Below are 20,278 nucleotides of genomic sequence, written 5' to 3'. Positions count from 1 at the left end.
ACAAGGTATCGGATCCCGGGCTATTCCTTGAGGGGCCGTCCTCTGTCAAAGCGAGGTCCTTTCACCACCACATTAGCCTCTTTATCCCATTTGACTAGCCCATCCTCCACTAACTCTTCTACAGACTTGTGGCTCATCTGAAGGCGGAGCTTTGCTACATCTTCATCGGCAGAGGAAAGATTATCATGCAAACCGTCTACTGGTGGTGCTTGGTCAGTCATCACATGAGTCACCTGTAGCTGGCGATTTTCCAGTAGACGACAATGGTTGAATTGTGATGCACCCGTAATCACTTATTGTGACTTCATATCCGTGGAATGCAAACGTCACGTGGAGATCGCCCTCCGTAGTTCGTCGTGGGGACGCGAGAGCATTGAGGGCATCCGGGTCAACCGTTGCGCAAAGGGGAGAGTCCATCTCTGTCGGCTCCGTATCGGAGACTGCTGCGACTGCGCTTACGACAGCAATGCTTGGCGGGTCTTGGTCAGCGCCGTAGAAGGCACGGTACGTGTTCTCCTCCGGATAGTATTCAAGTAACTCAATCTCGCCGTTGCCCCGATCAGGGACGTACGACTCTACTGGCGGTGGTGACGACCGGTCAGTGCTTAGAAAATCAGCCGGCGAATTTTTTTTTCTCGTTAGTCATCGTCATCCTTCGATATTTCCCCCACGTGTATGACTCCATCTCCTTCATATACAGTAGCCTATTTAAGTAATCGTGGAGCGCGTTAGCTTCCAGCAGAGTAAGACGATAGCTCACCCCCCCTCAGCGATGAGAGGAGGTCACGTGTAGTCTTCCATGAGAACCCGTTCGATGAGTCGTCGATTGCCTCGTTGGATGCGGGAGCCGAGTGCCTGTTGGGAAATCCCGAGTTCCTCGGCGATTTCCTGCAGCGTTGTTTCACGTGGCGAGTTGAAATACCCCCGTTCATACGCGAGTCGAAGCGCTTCACGTTGCGTCTCAGTGAGATTCAGTTTGGCGTCCAGAGGGCGAAGCGCATGCAGTTCTGTCAGGGCCACCGGGACGCCGTGATCGTGACAGTACTCTTTAAACTCCGCGATGGAGTCTCTGCTTTCCCCCCGGAGTTCAAATGTCCAGCCCTCAACCGTTCCAATCGCTGACAGTAAGATGACTTCTGGAGCGATAAGCGCATCAAGCACACTATCGTAGTCAGGCACCCACTCGCAACGCATGAGATATTCACCATCGGCATGATCGACTTCCCGAATATCTCGTACTCCCGGGTGTTCGGAGAACTGCTTGACGATATTCTCACTCTCTGTTCCTCGCACCCAAAAATACGGGACAACGCCGTTTGCATCTGGAATAACACGTTCTAACTGGACCGTTACATCAGGAAGCTCAGTGAACACGGTACCAAGGGCGAACTCCTGCGCAGGTAGGGTGAACTCAGCGACAGTAGACATTTATCTCCCCTTCTCCCTTCGAATTACGCCACTCATTGACCGTAGCTACCCTCAGTATCGGGGACCATCATTCGTCGGATGATACCCCTGATAACCATTCATCCGGCAGTTCATCTTGGTGATCGTACATCAGCCGGAGCAGCGGGGCGATCTCCTCCCAATTCGGTCCCTTCGAAAGTTCACCCGATTCACGATCCCACTCGATGAACCCCATGTCGGCGAGCTTGGGAAGGTGGACGTGCTGCAAGCTGACCGGGGTGACATCAAGGTCCTCGGTTGTTTCTCCCTGCTTCAGAAGCCTTAATGGATTCAAGTCGTCGTCATCCTGTGGATTTGTCTCGAACATAGCGAGCAGTAACTGTCTCCGATATCGGTTAGAGAGTGCTTCGAACGCTCGACTACTGTGAAGCTCTTTGCTCATGAACCGCCCTCCAGATATCCGTCCGGCATGCTGGCTCCAGTCAAGGCGACTGATGTCTGCTGAAGGGGATCTGGGGTCGAATATCGCTTCGAATGCATCGGGGTCAATAGAATCATGTAAGGGCGGCATCTCGGTCGGCTCGACACCGTTCACCGCTGCGATAGCTTGAATGACTGCGTAGGACGGGGATTCGTCCCTGTCGAGGGGGACCTTGTATGCTGTCCTACTGCTTTCCGGTGGTTGAATCCGGAATTCCCCACCAGTGTCTACGGTCACGTTGTGTTCGTGGTACACAAAACTAAACTGAAGGGAACGCCGGGATCGCCGGACGAGTGCGTCAAAGACGATTGGGTCCACAATGGATTCCATTGACTCCAGCTTGTCCGGCTCCGTACCGGTCATTTCCGAGAGTGAGGATACAACAGCGTCACTTGCCGGTTCGGACGTTGGATCGAATGTGGCATGATACCGTCCCCTCGCAGAAGTCTTCCCGATGTTTCCGTCTTTACTCATACCTTCGCCAAGGCCCCTCTGCCAGTTATACCTTATTTGACTATATTCTGATATGCGGACAAAACCACAAAATAAGTGGAATAGATTGTGCCTGTGGGCGATAGTGGGAAACAATTTAGCAATAAATTTTGTCTGAGTTGCTATATCCGCAACCGGCGTTGGTAGTCACTCGTCTTCACTATCCAGATCCTGTCGGGTCATCTCATCCGCCGCCTCCGAGAAATAGAAGTGGTTGAACGGTTGTGTTCTCCGCTGTTTCATGATCTCCGAACTTTCGACTGAGACGCCGAGTTCGTGGATCGCGTCTGTGATGCGGACGATGTCGCTCGTATCTCGTCCCACGACCTCGACCTGGATATTTCGCTTTCCAGTGAGCGTCTCAGTAACATCAATGGCTCCATGAATTTCCAGCAGTTGTTCCACGATCTCGCTTCGCTTTGTCGGCGGTGCGGTGATGACGAACAGCACGCGAAGCGAGAGATTGGCCGCCTCGTAATCGAGTTCTGGACGGTACCCTTTGATGATGTTATCGTTTTCGAGACGCTCTATGCGATTGCGGATGGTGCTGGCTGAGACGCCCGTCTTGTCAGAGATCTCCTGAGACGTGGTGTTTCGGGCGTCCAACTGGAGCATGTAGAGAATACCGCGATCAACGTTGTCGAGTTCACGTGGCATGGGTGGAGTACGTGCAGACACTACAAATTTTCTGTGAACTGGCGTCTTCGCCCCGACCTATCGTGAGCCAAGTCTTGGTAACTGTCCGTCGTAGGCCACACGAATCCGGTCGCGTTCGTCCATCGTCCTTTGGAGCGCTGATCGGATGGCTTCGGTTCGAGACTTGTATCGGACGGTCTTGGTTTCGGAATCGTATTCGATCCAGCCAGCCGTCGCCAATTTCGGAAGGTGGCTGTGGTGGAACTCGGACCTGACAGCATTGGGGTCGGCGGAACTGCCGGGACGTGTCGCTACCTCCGGCATCAATGACACGGTACTCTACCCCACGGTGTAAACCGATCCATCGGACGGCGACGTGATCAGGGCCAGTCAGCGGGAAGTTCGTCGGGATGGTTCCGCATGAGCTTCACGAGCGGAGCGACCTCGTCGAAGTTCGGGCCACGCGTGATCGCCCCGGTCTCGCGGTCCCATTCAATGTACTCGGCTGCTTCGAGTTTCGGGAGATGGACGTGGAACAACTGCGTGGTGAACATCTCCAGATCCTCGTCGGCGGCTTGGAGGTGTTCGGGACTGAGCTCGTCTTCGTCGCGCGGGTTAGCCTCGACGAGGGTCGTCAGGATGCGACGGCGGTATGGGTGACTGAGGATGTCGAAGGCCCGGTCGAGCTCTGTTTTGCTCGGCTGTCGTGATTCTCCGACACGTGAGGTAAGGTGGTCTGTCATGGGATGTAGTGGATGGGTGTGAGTCTGGTGCCCTCTCCTTCTGGTTCTATGGAGTTGTGGAATACACAAAAACATTACTCGTAACATAACTGGTGGGTGGTGAAATCCGCAAAATACCGTGATTGAGCTGCGGTTTTTGCATACCACACGCTGTCGAGTCAGTTGTCTGTTGGGTTCGTCCAGGGTCAGTACTCGAACTCCCCCCCATGGGCGAACCTGATGGCTGGTGATAATCTCCGAGGATTCGACCTGGAATCCCAATGTTGAGAGCTCATTGGAAATCTTGGTGAGGTCTCGTGTGTCCATTGCCACCACCTCTACGTGGAGATTGCGAGCTCCCGTGAGCATCTCTTTGACATCTACAACGCCGTGGGCGTCGAGCGCTTTCGTCGTCATTTCGGCGCGTTCCTCGGCCGGTGCCGTACAGACGAAGAGGACGTGCAGCGGGAAGTTAGCGCGTTTATAGTTGATCTTCGGGTATTACCCTTTGATCACACCGGCTTCCTCCAAATTGCTGATGCGATTGCGCACCGTGCTAGCCGCCACCTCGACGTTCGATGGGATCTCGTCGATGGTGGTGTTCCTGGCGTCGCGTTGTAGCGCAAAGAGAATCCCACGGTCAACTTCGTCCAGTGCAAAGTCGCTCATACCACGTGTGAGGGGGCCGTGTCACATAATCCCCGCCGAAAATCGAGTGATGATCGGATGGGCCACCCATGACCATGGAGCTGACCGATGTGCGCTGTGCATTCAGTACGACTCTCTGAAGCTCTGCGTAGATTGTCAAATCCTCTGGCGGTCAATACACAATCTGTACTGACCGACTGTTTCAGCTCTCATTATGGATAAAGAAACCGTATCGGCAACTACTGCTACTCGTCAATTGGGTCGGGGGAACTGAGGTCCGCGTGGAGGACTTCGCCGTGGCGAACGACGTACTGTTTTGTCAGTATGGGAAAGCGGCACTTGGTCAACCGACTCTGGGTCAAGCCCTGAGACTTGTCAGTGGACTCCCGCTCTATCCGCGCAAGGCGGAAGGCGTGTACTCACCGTTCACGTTCAGCGTCCCTGACTTGAGGGCCAGTTGACTGGTGGCCCATCCACCGCGAGACTTTTGCCCGCAATGGATATACCCGCAGTATCGGTTTGCAATGTTCTTCGCCGCGTTGTAATCAGCGTTCACTTCATACCTACATGACTGGCACTCAAACTGCTTGTCGTCGCGATTATCCTTGTGGGTACATCCACAATGTGAGCAACGTTGACTCGTGTACGCTGGGTTCACGAAGTCTACGAACAACTCAGTGGACTCAACCTTGTACTCAACGAGTTCCACGAACTTCGCGTAGGCCCATTGCTGGAACTTGCTGCCGTTCGCAATGCTCTCGCGGATGTGGGTAAGATCCTCGAAAATAATCCCGTCTACATCCGCATCACCGGCTTCTTCGATGAGGTCGTTGGCACGGTTGTGGAGCCAGTCCAATGACCACTCGCTGAACTGACTACCAATGGACTGAATCGTGAGAACGGCCGACCGAGTACCCGTCTGTTGTAGGCAGGCACGGCGTTGATCGTACTGGTCGCGTTTGTGGGTGAGGAAGTCTGCACTGCCGATGGACTCGGCTGTGGAGGTGACGGCGAACGCGCCAGTCACGTTTAGGTCCACGCCGAGAACCACTCCGTTCTCGGGGGCATCATCACGTGACTCGCTTTCTTGGCGTTCCGCTCCGTCACTCCCATAGTCGGGATTTTTCAGCGTGACGTGCAGGTAGAACGTATCCTCGTTTTCGTCGTATTGGAGCGTGGCCCTTGACACATTCCAGTTGTCACTCTCGTAGTAGCGTCCGAATGGCGTGTCCTCTCGCTCATTTTCAGGTGGGAGAACGTATTCGGCAGAGACTCTGCCGTTTGGGGTGGAGAGCGTGGCATGGTCGTCGTTGAACGTCGCGGAGCGTTTATCGTACACGATGCTCCAAGAGTCGAATTTGGGTTGGCTGGTCTTCTCGCCCTGCTTCAATTTCTCGACGCCGCCCGTGACGGCTTCGATAGCGCGACGAATACCTTTCTGAACGAGATTTGCGGTGAGGTCGGTTTCCTCCCGCAACTCGTCGTACAGAGGCTCTTCGGCCCTGCTCTTGCTGGTGATACAGTAATCGTCGTACCGCCACGCCCATTCGCTCATTCGGTTAGCGCAGTGGAGGAATTGAGTCTTGGTCTGATGTAAGTCGCCACGACGTTCTCCGGGTACGTCGAGTTTAATTCGTACCGTGCGTCGTGGAGCGTCGTTCATCAGTGATTCACCTTTGTTGTTACTCTTCGGAAATATGGAATTGTTCAGTGAGGTGGGTCATCTGTTGTCCTCGGGTATCTCTACCCCGCACCCCTTTTGGGGGGCAATAAACAGCTCAGGAGCGAAACATCGGAACTCCGCGTTGTAACGCCATTCAGGACTCGACCTGTGTATCGGCGTTCCCGCTGTGTTGCAGGTGAGAGAGCAGACTCACGTTCTGGAGGAGTGTCCTCGCTGCCTCGATTCGCTCTTGATCTGCGTCGTCGAGTCCGGTAGTCTCGATGCGGTTGAGATTGGTGAGTGAGCGGTGCAGTCGATATCCGGGTGTGTTGCGTGGGTCCATCTGAAGCGCCTCGCCGATTCACGGCGCAGAGAAACATCTCTGGCTGCGGGTAGCTGTGGGACTGAGTGTGTCTATTAACCAACACTGAGAATACTCTAGCCATTTTGTTGGTTAAGACGGGCAGTGCGTCGATGTACTGGGTCCATAGCGAGCCGAGCCACACACCCGACACTCCCAGATCGGTTGCCCCGTCCACGCTTCATCCGGGACCGACTCGTGGGTCTTGAACCGATGGTCGGTCGCCTGTCCACAGTTTTGACAGTCGAGTTCCTGCGTTGTCGGTACCGACGACTCCTGCCGATCAGCCCCAGCTTCGCCGGCGGATTCGGTCAGCGCTATCGCTGGAACCAGCCACGCCGCGTCGTCGGTGTCGTCGAGGACCGCGTCGCGGATGCCGTCCCCACGCTGGTCGTAGAGCCGTGTCCGGGCCTGCTCCTGACGCTCCGATGCTCCCTGCCCGTGCCACCCAGTCCGGTCACGGGCGGCACTGAGAAGCCGCTCTCCCTCCTCTGACGACACCTGTACCGCGTCGGGAAGTGAGGGCCATTGTTCGGCCAGCTGGCGCGCCGGCGCCTCGTCAAGGTCGTAGATGAGCGTGTAGTCGTCGACGGCCGGCTCCGCCTCTTTGGCGGAGAGGAGGTTCGCCGCCGCGCCGCCCTTCGCGACGGCGCCGTAGAACGTGGTCGACTCGACGACCAGGTGGACGATGCCGAGGACCGTCGTCGACGCTGACTCGTCCGTGCCAGTCGGGTCACCACCGAGATGGTTGGCGAGACAGAACCGGCATTTCGTCTGGTCGTCTGGGACTGACGCCCCACAGGACCGGCACTCGCCGTCGGTTACCGTCGGCGCATCAGGGTAACCACCAGAGCCCGTCGCGACGCGTTGCCGTCGGGGGTCACCTTCACACCCGCCGTTGACCTTCTCGTCCGGAATGTGGGACGCCTCGCCAGTCGGCCGCAGTTCCTCAAAGTCAGAATATTTGTAGTGCATCGGTTGGCTCATAGCTTCTGTCGGTCTCGCATTTCAATGTCCGGACGACTATGCTCGTAACATACTCTTGATTATACAAGAGTGTACAAACATATACGCGAATACGGCACGACCCTGTTGCAAGAGGTGCTAAGCATGTCGGAATCCCCACGGAATGGCGTCCAGTCGTGGACTGAGTCGATGAGCGCTCGCGACCGTATTCGAGCGGTCGTCGAGACGCTCCGCGAACCGTGGTCGGTCAACTGGATCAGCGAGCAGGCCGACGCCGCTTGGAGTACGACCAACGATGAACTCCAGGATGTCGTCGACCAGGGCCAGCTGCGCCGCGTCGAGGCCAGCGAGACCACGCGCTATCAGCCGGACTACACGCGACTGCTCTTCGAGGAAATCCGCACGCTCATCGACGAAAACACCCGCGAGGAGCTCCGCAACGAATTGGCCGCGATTACCGAGGAGATCGAGGAGTGGCAGGCGACCTACGACGTCGAGACGTGGGAAGAGATCGAACAGTCGCTCGCCGACGGTGACCTTGCAAGTGCGGAGCTCCACGAGCGCCGTGAGGTGATCACGCGGTGGGAGGAGAATCTGGAAGACCGTCGCCTCATCAAGCACGCGTTGGCGCTCTACTCGGATGTCGAAGCCGCTCGTGAGCAGATGATGGACGTGGCTGACCGCGCCATCCGCTAATCCCGTCTCACGGCGGGTTTGAGGCGCTATTCAGCTGCTCTATGTCGTTATCCTCGTACGCTGCCCGCCACATCGCATGAACTGCACGCGTCACGAGTGACACCTCGGTCACGTCGATACAGGACGATTCGGCGTCCGTTGTTGCGGCTTCAGGCGGCCGGTGGAAATGGATTTCGGGAGAGTGTGTATTTGGGTGGCGATCGAAGCGCCAATTGACGTCGTCGCTATCGACGTAATGGAACGAGTACATCCCCCATTCGCTCCATTGGATATCGAGTCGAGCGTTCTCGGCGTTGCCAAGCCCGTCGCTGAGACTGATCTGCAGTTCCGTGGGGGCGACGACGTCGTCGTACGCTGTTTCGTCTACAAGCGGTTCGAGTTCGAGCCAGAGGTCACGAATCCGCTGGAGTGCCGGAAGATAGATTGGTCCGAACTCGCCGGCGCGGTCGTCGTCGTCGCTCATACAGCGAGCTGGTGGCTGGCCTCGTCGTAGGCGAGTGCTGCTTGGGCAACGGCGAGATTCTGCCGCGTCGTTCGCCACGCGGTGAGATCGTCCCAGCCCGCTGTCTCGTCGGCGTCGAGTTGCTGGGCGAGTTCCTCGGGTGAGACCACATCGTAACGATCCTCGTAGCGCCGGATCTCAGCCTTCATCTCCTGGATGCTGTCGAGCAACTCTGGCCGATTGACTTCCTCACGCAGCTCACGGATCCGGGACATCAAAACCCGGTCGCTATTGCGCTTATACAGCGTTGTTTGGCCGTCCTGTTCCGTCTCGGCGAACCCGGTGTTCACGAGCGTCTTGCAGTGGCGACGCGCCGTCGGCTCGCTCACGAGCGCTCGATCGGCGATCTCGGCGGCCGATTGCCCATCGTGGGTCTGTTCGACGATTTCGTACACCCGCTCGAACGGCGTGGTATCGTCTTTCCACTCCGCTTTGACTTGCTCGTTGACGTCGTCCCACGTCTCGGTCATACTGGGGTCTACACGGTCGAGAAACAAATAGTTTCCTGAGAAAATTATCTAACGGCCGTATTTGTACAGGGGCGTTGTCGGGCTACTTGTTCCTCTAGTGTCTGGTGATGCGTCCGGACAGTTGTTGGCGTGACGTTCCCGGACTCGGCGACGTCACTTTGCGTCAGCCATCGGCCTTCTTCGCGACCGGCCTTGTAGAGACAAGCCGCTGCGAACCCAGCCGGATGGACACCCGTTGTGACGCCGTGCTCCTCGGCCTGCTCCGCGAGCGTTCGGGCCCGTTGACGGATCTTGTCCGGACACTCGAGGTCCGAGGCGAGTCGCGGCACGAACATACTGGGGGAGACGGGCTCGGCAGGGAGCCCCAACTCTTCGTTCAGCACCTTGTACGCATTCGTGACTCGCGACTCCGCGACGCGGGCCATCTCACTGACCTCGCCTACCAACCGCGAGAGGCCGTTGCACCGGCAGGCTCCGTACACGCTGGCCGCGGCGATGGCCTCGATGGACCTGCCACGAAGCAGATCCTCGTTCTGGGCGCTCCGGAAGAGCTGACACGCCTGGTCATGAACCGAATCGGAGAGGCCGAGGGCACTTGCTAAGCGGCGCACCTCGCCCAAGCCGTGTGCGAGATTCCGTTCCGCTTTCGATCGCCAGCGACCTCGGGTCTGCTCACGGCGCATCCGGGCGAGTCGCCGTCGCTTCTGTCCGGAGAGTTCGTTCCCGTTCGCGTCGGTGCCGTAACCGATTTCCGTCGACAGGCCGCGATCGTGGCGAGCCGCAGTAAGTGGGGCGCCGGTTCGTTCGCACTCCTCGTCGTCGTACGCCCGCCACTCCGGCCCGTGATCGATACGCTGCTCGTTGATGACCAGCCCACAGTCCTCGCAGACTGTTTCGACCGCGTTCGTGGTGACCCGGCCGTCGCACTCGGGACACTGGTTCGCACTTGATTCCGTTCGGACGTCTTCGTCGAATCCGCTTTCGTAGATGTCTCTGGTTGCCATCGTTCTCACCGTGTTCAGGGAACTCGCCAGTTCGGCGCGCCCCTCACCTATCGAGGGGTCAATAAACGCTATCGAGTACGAATATGGATTCAGCTGGATTGTGGCTCAGACGACAGTACTTGAGTTACTGCGGTGTCCCTCATCTCGATAGAGTTGGACACTCCTCGAAGTGGGGACTAATTAGACGTACTTTTCTGTAGTAGTACTGCCAGTAGGTTAGTATGGATTTGGAACGAGGTTGGCGGGGTGATGCATCAGAAGCCTTAGTCGCCGCAGACATTCTTCGAAATGGGTATGGCGTAGCTTATCCCCATGGTCATGAGCAGAAGTACGACCTGATAACCGACGTTGAGTGGGGGCTGTTACGAGTTCAGGTAAAGACGGCGAGCGATTATGATAAATACCGTTACGAGTTGGAAATCTCTCCAGAGCGGTACCCCGATGGTACCGTTGATATATTCGCTGGTGCCATCCACGAAGAGGGTACGGCAATATACGTCCCTGCTCACGAAATGGGAAAGACGCAACGTGTGAATTTCAATCCGCCAGAGGAAATGCCCAGTGATTGGCATCGGGAACAGGCGAACCTGCCCGGAGATTTCTCTATAGATGAGGCTCTCCTTAAAATTCGAGAGGTGACCGACTCTCAGTGACATGCGTATCTGATAAACGGGTGGTTGTCGAGGTTGTGGCTGCGCGCGCAGCGAAGCGAGCACGGAGCGGAGGGTGGGGAGGTGGGGCTTGGGTCGGTCCGGCACGTAGCAAAAAAAGAGAGCTGCGACGACTGGCTATTCCCACCACCGACCGCGCTCGGGGAAATGCACGGTGCTCCACCCGGTCAGAGCCACGGAGACGCGCCCGTTGTACCAGTTCTTCGCCGCGCCGTGAATGCGAACGAGCTCGCCCTCTTCGATCCAGGGTTGGTCACTCGCGACCCACGACGTTAGCTTCGTTTTCCCACTGTCGTCCTCGATGAGTCCGACTTGTTGAATGGCCGGCGAGTCGCTCTCCCAAAGCACCGTCATACGACCTTCGATGCTCACCTCTTTGCGATTGACGTCCTCGAGCATCCCGATCGGAACTACCTGTCCCGGCGCCGTCTGCAACTCCTTGAACACCCCGACGACTGCACTCGTCAGGTCTTTCCCACTGACTACGGCTTCACCCAGCCGCCGACCAATCGCTGCTCGCGACCAGCCATCCAGCTTCTCGGCCAGCCGCATCGACTGCTTGTTCACCGCCGCCAACTGCCCCTGCCTGAGTTCTGCACGAGGATCGTTTCTCTCCGGGTCTGCCCAGGGGTCCACGCTCGCTGCCCGCTTCTGGAACTCTGCACGCCGCTCAGCACTCCGCTTCGCTGCGATGTCTCGCGTCCGCTTCTCCCGCCCTTCTTGCGTCCCCATCTCCGCCTTGGCACTGATGCGCTCTAGTTCAGCCTCCCGAGCCCGAATGCGCTCTTCCTGTTCGAGGGTCGCACCGTAGATCCGCTCTTCACTGGTGTCGACCATCCCATCCGGGTGGTTTGCATCGACCTTTGCCTGCACCTCCATCTGCACCGTCGCCTGGAACTCTGGGGTCTCATCGACGACCTCGAAGCCCTCTTCATCGACCGCCACTTCATCCGCTTTTTCGAATGCCTGTTCATCGACCGAAACTACTTGACTGGTAACGTTCTTACTTGACATTGGTCTCACCAAGACCTGAAGGCGCTCACGCGCCCGACACCGCGATGCTGCAACATCGCGGTTCTTCGACGACAACGCCCGACAGAACCATCTACGCGCTCTCGCTCGCGCCTTCGTGAGCGCCCCCTGGGGCGCGAGCGAGAGCGCCAAAGGAAGGTCACCCAACCAGAACCGCGCGCCGACCCGCCCGGAGCAAGCGTCCAGCGGGATATGCTCGCTCGTGTCCGGCCCGATGCGCGGGACCGTGTCCAGGGCGACTGTCGGGAGCACGGCGAGCCCGCGGGGTGGCTCGCCGCGCGCAGCGGCACCAAGCGCTGGAACGCGAAAGCCCGCAAGGGGCGCAACCGACGGGGATACCCGCTGGCGTCGAGACCAGATTTATTTTAGCCCGGAACGGGCGCGGGCGGTGTGGAGAGCGCCCGCACGCCCGGAATGGTCGGTCGCAAGCGACGCGGAGGGCGGCAGCGGCGAGCGGGGCGTGCCGTAACAAAGAACCTGTTCAACCGGGCTCGACGCTCGGTGACCCAGCCGACATCCTGGTGGACTCAGAAAGGGCGAGGTCGTCTCGGTCGTCCCCCGACTCCGCAAGCACCACAGGCACGAGGAGCGCAGTGTGGGTCGCGGGATGCCGAGCGGCCGAGGGCCTTCAGATCCCTTCCTCACGCTTTCGATGCCGAACTGAATCAAACGTCTGAGATTTCGAAGCGGGCGCCCCCATCGCGACCGGCTGTGACGTCGATCTTCCACCCGTGGGCCTCGACGATTCGTTTGACGATTGCGAGCCCGAATCCGGTGCCGTCCTGGTTGGTCGTGTACCCGCTCTCGAAGATGTCGTCTCGTTCGTCCTCCGGAATACCGGGGCCAGTATCTTCGATGTAGAAGCCGTCGTCGAGGGAGCCAACCCGAATTGTGACCCCGTCGCTGCCATGTTCGATCGCGTTCCGGTACAGGTTCTCGAACACCTGGATGAGTCGACTGTGATCCGCGTCGATCTGGACGCTCGACTCGACCTCGAGCGAGGCAGATTCAGTTGCGACGTTGTTCCAGGCTTGGTTAGCGAGTGTGCGAAGCGCGACCGGCTGTGTCTCACCGACGGCATCGCCTTCGCGAGCGAGTGTCAACATATCCTCGATGAGCCGCTCCATCCGATCGAGCGCGCGGTCGATGGCCTCGACGTGGTCTATCTCGCCAGTCATCTGTATGAGCTCTAACCGACCTTGGGCGACGTTCAATGGATTCCGGAGGTCGTGCGAGAGGATGCTGGCGAACTCTTCGAGCCGGTCGCGTTCGCGTCGAATGGTCGCCTCGGCCTCAATGCGTTGGAGGGCTGTCGTCACATGCGTCGCGAGCATCTCGGCGACCTCTTCATCACGGTCGGAGAACGCTGCTGGCTCGTAGGCAAACGCTTGCACGACCCCATACTCCCCGAGAGGAATGCTTAACAGCGCCCGTGGCTCCGCAGGATCCGCGTCCGGCAGTGATCCCCCGTCCTGAAGCGGGGACTGTGCTGCCGAGCGCGTATCCGTCAGATCGTCGAGTCGGAGCACCTCACCCGACTGGTAGCTCTGCCCCGCGTATCCGAGGGTTGCGGATACGGGCTGACACTCCTCGAGGGACTCGTGGTCCGAACTGACGACCGGCACAAGCTGGTCGCCGTCCGCGATCGCCACGCGGGCGACAGCGGCCGGGAAGACGTCAACGACCCCGTCTGCAGTGCGTTGATACACCTGTTCTGTGGATGCTGCCCTGGTGATCTCGGTTGCAACCTCGTGTAACTGTGTGACTTTCGACGTGTGGTCACGGAGCTGCTGCTCGGCTGCTTTTCGGTCGGAGATGTCCTGAATGACGCCGGTGAAGAGGTGATCGTCGGCCACGACGTATTCGCCGAAACTGATTTCGACGGGAAATTCCGCGCCGTCGGCTCGCATCCCGGTCAATTCGAGACCGTCCCAGTCGACAGTTCGGTTCTCCTCAGAGAGATATTGAGACAGCCCCTCGAGATGTGCCTCACGGAACCGGGCGGGCATCAGCGTGGTCAACGGTTCACCGACGAGGTCCGTGGTGGGATAGCCGAAGAGGGCTTCGGTCGCATCGTTCGCGTACCGAATCGTACTCGTCTCATCGACCGAGATGACCGCGAACGACGAGTTCTCTGTGAGCGCTCGGAAGCGGTTCTCCGACAGTTCGAGTTGGTTTTCCCGCGCTTGCAGTCCCGTCGCATAGTAACCGAGAAGCACACCGGCGGCCATGAAGATGCCAGCGCCATTGAGATTCAACACGACCGGTTCACCGGCTGGGACCTGTTCCAGCGAGATGATGAAGACGAACCAGAGGTTGACGGCCACGCCGACGATGGCGCCGCCCAGCGTCCACTTCGAAAGTTGTCTGATACGGGCCACTGGTGACGTTCTGGTGAGCCATATCCCGCCGACGATGAGCCCGATGCCGACGACGAACGGGGCCGCTACCTCAATGAAGTCGATAAGGGGATCGTCGGTGTCTGTCGCGGCTCGGGCGAGTGTGAGCAGGAGAAGCCCAAATCCAAGAATGGTGACCGACCATTGACTTACTGTCCGAGACCAATCCCTCATCTGGAATATGTAGCAGATTCTAGATTCATAATTTGCCTGATTGAGGAACGGACGTGATTCCACGCCTCACACCAGATACAACCGGAATCGGAGGGACCGGCAGCCGGCGGTTCATAGACGGCATGCTATTGGTCTTTTTCGTACCCACCCTCGGGATCGATGATTTTGACACCATCCCCTGTAACTGTGAGCTGAATCCCCTCGACGGTGAACTGGACAGCGATATCCTCATCAGACGAAGCAACCAACTGTTCGAGCGCCTCGACGTCAACGTAATCGTGGAGCTGGTAGGCGTCGTCCTCGAGCCCACATGTCTCCAGCGTCTCAATAATCTCGACGAGAAGGTCATTCGATCCGCCCGAACTGTCCGATGGAGGGGAATGCATCTGAACGCTCGAGGGTTAGGGTGGCAGGCGTATAAAACGTAAGGAGTCAACTGTAGAAGCGATACGCTTTGTTACTTGACTTAGCGCGTGTGGGATAGCGTCGGCGCAACCAGAAGCGATTATGCGCTTTGACGCCGACTGGATGTCTCGTGCCGATGACCGCATTCTGGAGCATCTCGCTGAGGCTGGCCCTGATACACCCAAGGAAATGGCTGATAGCGACCGTGTCCGCTTCTCTCGCCAGCACATCAACGCCCGGTGCAAGACGCTAGTCACCTACGGTCTCCTCGTCCACCTCGGCAACGGCATCTATGATATTACTCGTCAAGGAGAGCAGTATCTCGCTGGCGAGCTTGACGTTCGTGACCTCGAGGCTGCATGACCTCCGCTAGTGACGACTCGAAATCCAAAAAACGCTAGTCGCTAGTTTCGAACGAGTCCGCCCACGGAATTCTGGAAGCAGGAGAGCTTACTCGTCTTCGAGTGCTGCGTAGATCTCCGCGTGGCGATGTCCGTCGAGCTTCCCCATCTCGAGGGCGATCTCGCGGCGTTCGGCGTCGCTCTCGGCTGCATGATACCGCTCGTAGAGCTTGCGAACTTCGTCGTCGCCTGACCCTGCTGGAGTAGTATTTGAGGTCATTGCTGTCGCAGTGCTCTCTAGGGAGCGTCTCGGTGAACAGTCACCGGTCGCGCAGCCGATCTCGAGCGGCTGCAAACCGAACTGGATCCGTGTCGCCAGCAGCGGCCATATCGTTTGCCGACTGGAGCTGCGAGTCGATAAGCCGATTCTGCTGGCGTGACCAGTCGCTATCGTCGTGCGTCCGCACGTACTCGGCCCACCGCTTGATCATCGCTCGCCGCTGCTCCGTGTTCCGGCGATGATCGTCCTCAAACTCCTGTGAGTTCAGCATAGTAGTCCTCAACTCCAAGCTCTTTGACGTACGTTTCGAGCTGCTCCGTGTTAAATCGTTCCTCGAAGGTCAAGTACAGGTGAAGTGCATCTTCGAAATCCTTCCCGCTGAGGCTGTCAGCAGCTTGCGCGAGTCGGAGTTTGTATGCAATTTGGAGTTCAAGCGGACTGATATCGATCTGCCCCTCGTCGAACATAACCGTGAGGGGGTTCGAGAGTGCCTCCCGTTCCACGTCGTTTGAGACGAACCATGTCTCGAAGTTCGGGTACATCTCTCCGTCCTCGGCGATCCGGATCCGGCTGCCCTCGCTCAACATCGAATACATCTCATTAAGCGGCATCGCCATCCCCCAGTACCCGTGATTTTTGAGTTCAGTAACCAACTGCTCAGTCTCGGTTTCAGACAGCGACTCCAGAATGACGTCGATGTCCTCTGTCGATCGAGATCGCCCAGTGAGGATCGCGACGTACCCACTAACGATGGCGTAGTCAACCTTGCAGGCGTCGAGAATTCGTGTGAACTCGAGTACGTCTTTATCGAGTTTTGAAAGCTCCCGTGAAACCGTGAGCGTATGGTCACTGAGTTCCATCAGTTTCCTCCAAGGAACCACGATAAACTAAGCACTGCGTCAGTTGTGTCGGGACGCCCGTTTCGATGCTCATTCGTTGACTCCTTCTTGGGTGTCGTGACTTACGTCCGCTCCGGTCTCGTAGTGCTCGTGGACCACGGGTCGGAGCGCCTGGAGGATCATCTCTGCAGCCAGCGGCGAGATGTCCAGATCCTCTGCCATTAGCCGGTGGGTCACCTCGCCGCGTTCGCGGGCGACGGCGTAGGTGAGCGCGGTCGTGAGGCCGGCGACGCCGTGGCGGTCGATGTAGGTGTCGATGTCGGCGTTCGTCTCGCGGCGGCCGACGGCGTGGATGAGCGCCGGCGTAATCGTGTACTCGCGGTCGCCGGCGGCCGCGGTCACGGTCAGGTCGATCTCACGAGCGGCGTACCGCCGGGGTTGCTCGTCGTGGGTAACCCCGACGACGCCGGCGTCGACGAGCCGATTGACGTAGCTGTAAGCCGTCCCCTGGGCGAGCTCGAGGTCGTCTATCACGTCCTGGACGGTCGCTTCCCCCTCCCGAGTGAGGTACGCGTACAACTGGGCAAGCTGTGGCTCTTCCAGCAGGTCTGCGACCGAGAGGAAGTCGCGGACGATGTCGCCGTCGGCCCGGTTTGAGGTGCGTGACACGGGTCGTTCTTGATTACAGTTTACAGCGAACCAGTAAAGCGTGTTTGGGTCACTCCGCCGGCGTCGTGACGAGGTGCTCCTCGAGATCGCGCGTCCAGTACGTCGCAAGCCCGCCTGGACTACAGTGCTCGCACAGTTGCAACGGCCCTTCGAGGTGTCCGAGTTCCACGCGGAACCGTGTCAGCGCTGCGAGCGCGTCGACGACCAGCCCACAGCTGTCGCAGGCGAAGTGATCGCGTTCGTCGGGATCCGGCCGCGTCTGGATGGCGCAGTCGACACAGATCGGGTGGGAGACTCGCTCATCCTGGCCCCAGGTGTGCGCCTCACCAGTCTCGGTGCCGGGCGGGGCGTCGCAGAACGCACACCCTGTGAGCGTCTGCTGCATCACTCGGCCTCCTCATCGGCGTCGCGGCCGGCCGTCCAGCCTCGATGGAAGACGGCCAGCTGCATCGTTGAGTTGAACGCGGTGCCGCTCGGCTCGTGAACGAGGACGCTGTCCTCGGGAACTGGAGTGACGAGGTCCGCGTCGACGAGATCGTCGACCAGGCTACGGGCCATCGTGTCGTCGATGTCCGCCGTATCGACCCTGGCGGCGTCGCGGTCCTGGGCGAGCAACTCTTTCTCGAACTGTTCGTAGTCGGCACTCGTGTCGTCGTTCGGATCGGGATCAGCCATAGTGAGTCACGCCGCGCACGCTGTCGCGCGCTGCACGCCTTTCGGCGCCGATAAACACTCCACGCGAGACCGTAGCCCTTACTCGCTCCAGAGAGTCACGATCCGGTCTTCGATCTCATCGAGGACGAGCGCAACGACGTCACGATGGTCGTCTGGCCACGATGCGTCCTCGCCGGGTGTCGGGTCGGTGGGCGGGGGATGGAAGTGGTCGCGCGTATTGTGGGGGTTCGGATGCCGATCCCATCGGCATTCCCAGGTGTGCTCCGAATGTACCTCTCGATAGTGGAGTTTGAAGTCGTCGTTCGTGTACCAACTGACCGTCAACTGCGCCTCGTCGACGGCTGCCGGGTAGTACGACGGGGTAAAGACGACGTGGAGTTCTAGATGGCCGCTGGCGTCCGTGACGGTCGCTCGGGAGACCTGCCTCGTCGCTTCGAGCCGCGTCTGGAGGAACTCGAGGATGGGGCGATCGATGGGGGCAGGGCTCCCGCCATCGCCTGTCGGTGGCACCATCGAGCGGGCTACCCGGACGCCTGTTCGCGCTCGCCACCCGTGCGTTGCTGGCGTGCGCGTTCGTAGCGGTCACGCTCCTCGAGGGCGGTCGCCCAGTCGCCGAGGTCGCCGTACACGTCGTCGATGGTCCGCTCGTTGCTGCCCTCCGCGGCGGCGACGGCGTCGACTGCGGCCGGTGACGCGGCGTCGTACGCCTCCTCATACTCGGTGATGCGCGTCGTGAGTTCACGAACGCGATCCTGCAGGTCCTCGACGGAATGGTCGGCCGCGAGCTGGTTGATGCGTCGCCACTCAAAATACGCGTCATTGCGCTCGTAGGTGGCCGGATGGCCATCGTGCCGGGTGACGATCCCCAAGTCGTCGAACCACCCCAGATACTTCCGGGCGGTCTTGGGGTCACAGTCGGCGCTGTCGGCGATCGCGCTTGCCGTCGTCGGCTCGCGGGTTTGCAGGATGGTGCCGTAGATGCGTTGTTCGACGTCATCGCTGCTGAACGGCTCCTCGAAGGGGGGCGGGCCATCGGCGGCGTCTGTCTCGGACATACTCGGAATTGCAGGGCGAAGGATATAGTTCTTACTTCGAGGAATAGTTTCCTAAACCACAGTATCCTGCGGTAGCCCCGATTTTGCGGCGAGATTGAGCGTAGTTAACCAACGGACAGCGCGATATTCCAAGTCTGTTGGTTAATCCTTCTCGACTCGCAGAACCAGAACTCTCGAGGGAGGGCTTCTCGGATGGCGGTAAAGCGGCGCTACTACTCGGACCGACCACCGAAGAATCGACTCAACAGAGAGGCTGGCTCTGAGTCATCACCGGTCTCGCCCGCAGTACCGGGTTCTTCTTCGTGGGGCTGCTCAGTCTCCCGGTCACGGGCATCGAGTTCGTCGGTGAGCCGCTCGACCTCTGCTTCGAGAGTCTCGATCCGCTCAGTCTTCTGTTCGAGTGTTGCCTCGAGTTCGTCGACCCGATTGGTCAACAAGCGGTTTTTCTCAGCCAGATACGCACGACTCCGGTCTGCGTCGTCAGGCGTCCCGCCAGTTGTGACCCCGTCTGGTGGGCCATGAGGATCTGTGGCGTCGTCGCCGGCGTCCGGGTCGTAGAACTCCGGCGTTGTCGCAATCGCTCGCTCAATGGTCTTCTCGCCGTACGTCGACCCGTCAGCGTAGTGGACCTCGTCCCACTTCTCCCGAACCAATCCTGACTGGCGGAACAGGTGATCCATCTGCGTATGGTCGCCGCCGGTCCAGAACGCCAGCAAACAGCACAGCGCCATGTCGGCCTCGGACTGACTGTCGTAGCCGACCGTATTTCCGTTCCAGAGCCGCTCGAACTTCTCGCCGTTCGATGCGTTTCGCGCTTTCTCGAGGAGGTCCTCGTCTTCAAGGTCGACGTCAACGACGGCGTCGACCGTATCGGTCGTCGGTGACCGGTCGTCAGTGCCATCACGCTGCTCGGATTCGGATGCTGGGTCTCGCTCGGTGTCCTGGACGTACTCTCGGTGAATCGCTGTGAGCGCGTCCTGCCGGCGTGCAACGCGAGTGGGTGTCCGCTCGACGTGGTCGCCAGTGACGGTGAAAAAGCGTGCTGTGTCGTACAGTTCTACGCTCCCGCGCCGGTTCCGGCCGTCCGGAAGCTCTCCCCTGATGAGGACGTGATAGCCGGTGCCGGACGGCGATATCTCCGTATAGGAGTCGAGTCGCTCGATGATGTCCAGCGCTGCGTCGTCGACGTCGTCTGTTTCGGGATCGCGGCAGTCATCCAGATCGACGCCGACGATGGAGTCGTCGTCAGTAAACACGAACCCGACGCCATCGGCGTGCTCCGTCTCGCTGTAGTCAAGTGCTGCCTCGAAACTCGCCCAGGTCTCTGACTCTGTTGCTGACGCGAACCCCCCAGCCCCTGGCGTCACCGGAATCTTCGTCGGTTTGCCGTCTCGCTCTGCTTCCCGCCAGCACACCCACTGCTCGCGGTCGCGTAACGTCTCCGGAATCGCCTCCGGCTCGTCGATCATAGGTTCACTCATCCTCACGTAGCACCTTGCATGGCTCTCACTGGCTGTGAGCCAGCACAGAACTCACTCAGCTGTACGTCGCGATCCAATCCCTTGGTCCCAACGGGGACCCCCCGTTCTATACTAGTTGGTTTTTGCCGTAACAGATCACCCAACTCCGCGAAATCCTGGGTTTGAGGCTCCCGATACGTGCATACGGCAAAATATCTCCAGAATGCTTG

General features: G+C 59.0%; 29 protein-coding genes. 3 read left to right on the top strand and 26 right to left on the bottom strand.

The genetic code is table 11. The features are described 5' to 3' along the window. Positions 1–20: 20 nt before the first annotated feature. The 11 genes from M0R89_RS22065 to M0R89_RS22025 form a co-directional block, all read right to left on the bottom strand. Positions 21–221 carry a hypothetical protein gene (locus M0R89_RS22065; RefSeq protein WP_248653130.1) on the bottom strand — a complete coding sequence of 67 codons (201 nt, stop codon included), beginning with the start codon at positions 219–221 and terminating at the stop codon, positions 21–23. Further along, the gene (locus tag M0R89_RS23510) at positions 214–543 is read right to left on the bottom strand and encodes a HalOD1 output domain-containing protein (RefSeq protein WP_368408909.1); all 330 of its coding nucleotides are present in this window, start codon (positions 541–543) and stop codon (positions 214–216) included. Before M0R89_RS23510 ends, M0R89_RS22065 begins: the two co-directional genes overlap by 8 nt. 240 nt (positions 544–783) lie before the next feature. Then, positions 784–1,428, bottom strand: coding sequence for a helix-turn-helix domain-containing protein (locus M0R89_RS22060; RefSeq protein WP_248653129.1), 645 nt, complete (start codon positions 1,426–1,428; stop codon positions 784–786). 67 nt (positions 1,429–1,495) lie between these two features. Continuing rightward, entirely contained in the window at positions 1,496–2,362 is an 867-nt protein-coding gene (locus M0R89_RS22055) for a HalOD1 output domain-containing protein (RefSeq protein ID WP_248653128.1), read from the bottom strand. Positions 2,363–2,527: 165 nt separating this feature from the next. Then, on the bottom strand, positions 2,528–3,037 hold the full coding sequence (locus tag M0R89_RS22050; RefSeq protein ID WP_248653127.1) for an Lrp/AsnC family transcriptional regulator: 510 nt from the start codon (positions 3,035–3,037) through the stop codon (positions 2,528–2,530). A 57-nt stretch (positions 3,038–3,094) separates the two neighbouring features. Further along, the gene (locus M0R89_RS23590; protein ID WP_438267702.1) at positions 3,095–3,340 is read right to left on the bottom strand and encodes a DUF7344 domain-containing protein; all 246 of its coding nucleotides are present in this window, start codon (positions 3,338–3,340) and stop codon (positions 3,095–3,097) included. Positions 3,341–3,396: 56 nt separating this feature from the next. Next, positions 3,397–3,759, bottom strand: coding sequence for a DUF7344 domain-containing protein (locus tag M0R89_RS22045; protein ID WP_248653126.1), 363 nt, complete (start codon positions 3,757–3,759; stop codon positions 3,397–3,399). A gap of 480 nt (positions 3,760–4,239) precedes the next feature. Beyond that, positions 4,240–4,407 (bottom strand): Lrp/AsnC family transcriptional regulator, encoded by a 168-nt coding sequence (locus tag M0R89_RS22040; RefSeq protein WP_248653125.1) that lies wholly within the window; start codon positions 4,405–4,407, stop codon positions 4,240–4,242. A gap of 370 nt (positions 4,408–4,777) precedes the next feature. Beyond that, positions 4,778–6,049 (bottom strand): RNA-guided endonuclease InsQ/TnpB family protein, encoded by a 1,272-nt coding sequence (locus M0R89_RS22035; RefSeq protein ID WP_368408908.1) that lies wholly within the window; start codon positions 6,047–6,049, stop codon positions 4,778–4,780. Positions 6,050–6,203: 154 nt separating this feature from the next. Next, complete coding sequence (locus tag M0R89_RS22030; protein WP_248653123.1) at positions 6,204–6,392, bottom strand: DUF8012 family protein; 189 nt, start codon at positions 6,390–6,392, stop codon at positions 6,204–6,206. A gap of 111 nt (positions 6,393–6,503) precedes the next feature. Beyond that, the gene (locus M0R89_RS22025) at positions 6,504–7,385 is read right to left on the bottom strand and encodes a biosurfactant protein 1 (protein WP_248653122.1); all 882 of its coding nucleotides are present in this window, start codon (positions 7,383–7,385) and stop codon (positions 6,504–6,506) included. 135 nt (positions 7,386–7,520) lie between these two features. On the opposite strand from M0R89_RS22025, the gene M0R89_RS22020 reads away from it, so the two are divergent. Then, positions 7,521–8,072: a DUF7342 family protein gene (locus M0R89_RS22020; RefSeq protein ID WP_248653121.1), complete on the top strand. Its 552-nt coding sequence runs from the start codon at positions 7,521–7,523 to the stop codon at positions 8,070–8,072. Between the two features lie 7 nt (positions 8,073–8,079). Here the strand turns inward: M0R89_RS22020 and M0R89_RS22015 are convergent, their stop codons facing one another. The 3 genes from M0R89_RS22015 to M0R89_RS22005 are packed head-to-tail and all read right to left on the bottom strand — an operon-like array spanning position 8,080 to position 10,048. Next, the gene (locus M0R89_RS22015; protein WP_248653120.1) at positions 8,080–8,535 is read right to left on the bottom strand and encodes a toxin-antitoxin system TumE family protein; all 456 of its coding nucleotides are present in this window, start codon (positions 8,533–8,535) and stop codon (positions 8,080–8,082) included. Continuing rightward, on the bottom strand, positions 8,532–9,044 hold the full coding sequence (locus tag M0R89_RS22010) for a winged helix-turn-helix domain-containing protein (RefSeq protein ID WP_248653119.1): 513 nt from the start codon (positions 9,042–9,044) through the stop codon (positions 8,532–8,534). The genes M0R89_RS22015 and M0R89_RS22010 overlap by 4 nt, the downstream gene beginning before the upstream one ends. A gap of 44 nt (positions 9,045–9,088) precedes the next feature. After that, entirely contained in the window at positions 9,089–10,048 is a 960-nt protein-coding gene (locus M0R89_RS22005; protein WP_248653118.1) for a transcription initiation factor IIB, read from the bottom strand. A gap of 221 nt (positions 10,049–10,269) precedes the next feature. On the opposite strand from M0R89_RS22005, the gene M0R89_RS22000 reads away from it, so the two are divergent. Further along, positions 10,270–10,701 carry a group I intron-associated PD-(D/E)XK endonuclease gene (locus M0R89_RS22000; RefSeq protein WP_248653117.1) on the top strand — a complete coding sequence of 144 codons (432 nt, stop codon included), beginning with the start codon at positions 10,270–10,272 and terminating at the stop codon, positions 10,699–10,701. Positions 10,702–10,836: 135 nt separating this feature from the next. Here the strand turns inward: M0R89_RS22000 and M0R89_RS21995 are convergent, their stop codons facing one another. The 3 genes from M0R89_RS21995 to M0R89_RS21985 form a co-directional block, all read right to left on the bottom strand. Continuing rightward, a complete protein-coding gene (locus M0R89_RS21995; RefSeq protein ID WP_248653116.1) occupies positions 10,837–11,733 on the bottom strand; it encodes a DNA-binding protein in 897 nt (298 codons plus the stop codon). A gap of 683 nt (positions 11,734–12,416) precedes the next feature. Next, a complete protein-coding gene (locus M0R89_RS21990; RefSeq protein WP_248653115.1) occupies positions 12,417–14,324 on the bottom strand; it encodes a PAS domain S-box protein in 1,908 nt (635 codons plus the stop codon). Positions 14,325–14,449: 125 nt separating this feature from the next. Continuing rightward, positions 14,450–14,710, bottom strand: a complete 261-nt coding sequence (locus M0R89_RS21985; RefSeq protein WP_248653114.1) for a HalOD1 output domain-containing protein — start codon at positions 14,708–14,710, stop codon at positions 14,450–14,452. 121 nt (positions 14,711–14,831) lie between these two features. Here M0R89_RS21985 and M0R89_RS21980 point away from each other — a divergent pair, with 121 nt between their 5' ends. Next, positions 14,832–15,092, top strand: a complete 261-nt coding sequence (locus M0R89_RS21980) for a winged helix-turn-helix domain-containing protein (RefSeq protein WP_248653113.1) — start codon at positions 14,832–14,834, stop codon at positions 15,090–15,092. 87 nt (positions 15,093–15,179) lie between these two features. Here the strand turns inward: M0R89_RS21980 and M0R89_RS21975 are convergent, their stop codons facing one another. The 9 genes from M0R89_RS21975 to M0R89_RS21940 form a co-directional block, all read right to left on the bottom strand. Next, the gene (locus tag M0R89_RS21975; RefSeq protein ID WP_248653112.1) at positions 15,180–15,350 is read right to left on the bottom strand and encodes a hypothetical protein; all 171 of its coding nucleotides are present in this window, start codon (positions 15,348–15,350) and stop codon (positions 15,180–15,182) included. Between the two features lie 40 nt (positions 15,351–15,390). Then, positions 15,391–15,561: a DUF8150 family protein gene (locus tag M0R89_RS23655; protein ID WP_497007472.1), complete on the bottom strand. Its 171-nt coding sequence runs from the start codon at positions 15,559–15,561 to the stop codon at positions 15,391–15,393. 37 nt (positions 15,562–15,598) lie between these two features. Further along, positions 15,599–16,210 (bottom strand): hypothetical protein, encoded by a 612-nt coding sequence (locus M0R89_RS21970; RefSeq protein WP_248653111.1) that lies wholly within the window; start codon positions 16,208–16,210, stop codon positions 15,599–15,601. Positions 16,211–16,279: 69 nt separating this feature from the next. Continuing rightward, positions 16,280–16,858 (bottom strand): DUF7437 domain-containing protein, encoded by a 579-nt coding sequence (locus M0R89_RS21965; protein ID WP_248653110.1) that lies wholly within the window; start codon positions 16,856–16,858, stop codon positions 16,280–16,282. Positions 16,859–16,907: 49 nt separating this feature from the next. Then, positions 16,908–17,243, bottom strand: coding sequence for a DUF7558 family protein (locus tag M0R89_RS21960; RefSeq protein ID WP_248653109.1), 336 nt, complete (start codon positions 17,241–17,243; stop codon positions 16,908–16,910). After that, a complete protein-coding gene (locus tag M0R89_RS21955; RefSeq protein ID WP_248653108.1) occupies positions 17,243–17,533 on the bottom strand; it encodes a DUF8069 family protein in 291 nt (96 codons plus the stop codon). Before M0R89_RS21955 ends, M0R89_RS21960 begins: the two co-directional genes overlap by 1 nt. Positions 17,534–17,611: 78 nt before the next feature. Further along, positions 17,612–18,046 (bottom strand): toxin-antitoxin system TumE family protein, encoded by a 435-nt coding sequence (locus M0R89_RS21950; RefSeq protein WP_248653107.1) that lies wholly within the window; start codon positions 18,044–18,046, stop codon positions 17,612–17,614. A gap of 8 nt (positions 18,047–18,054) precedes the next feature. After that, complete coding sequence (locus M0R89_RS21945) at positions 18,055–18,588, bottom strand: DUF7342 family protein (protein ID WP_248653106.1); 534 nt, start codon at positions 18,586–18,588, stop codon at positions 18,055–18,057. A 212-nt stretch (positions 18,589–18,800) separates the two neighbouring features. After that, on the bottom strand, positions 18,801–20,069 hold the full coding sequence (locus M0R89_RS21940) for a phage NrS-1 polymerase family protein (RefSeq protein WP_248653138.1): 1,269 nt from the start codon (positions 20,067–20,069) through the stop codon (positions 18,801–18,803). Positions 20,070–20,278: the final 209 nt, after the last annotated feature.

The organism is Halorussus limi, from assembly GCF_023238205.1.
GTDB lineage: Archaea > Halobacteriota > Halobacteria > Halobacteriales > Haladaptataceae > Halorussus > Halorussus limi.
The sequence above is the reverse complement of the archived record's forward strand: the minus strand, read 5'-3'. Positions and strand labels throughout refer to the sequence as shown.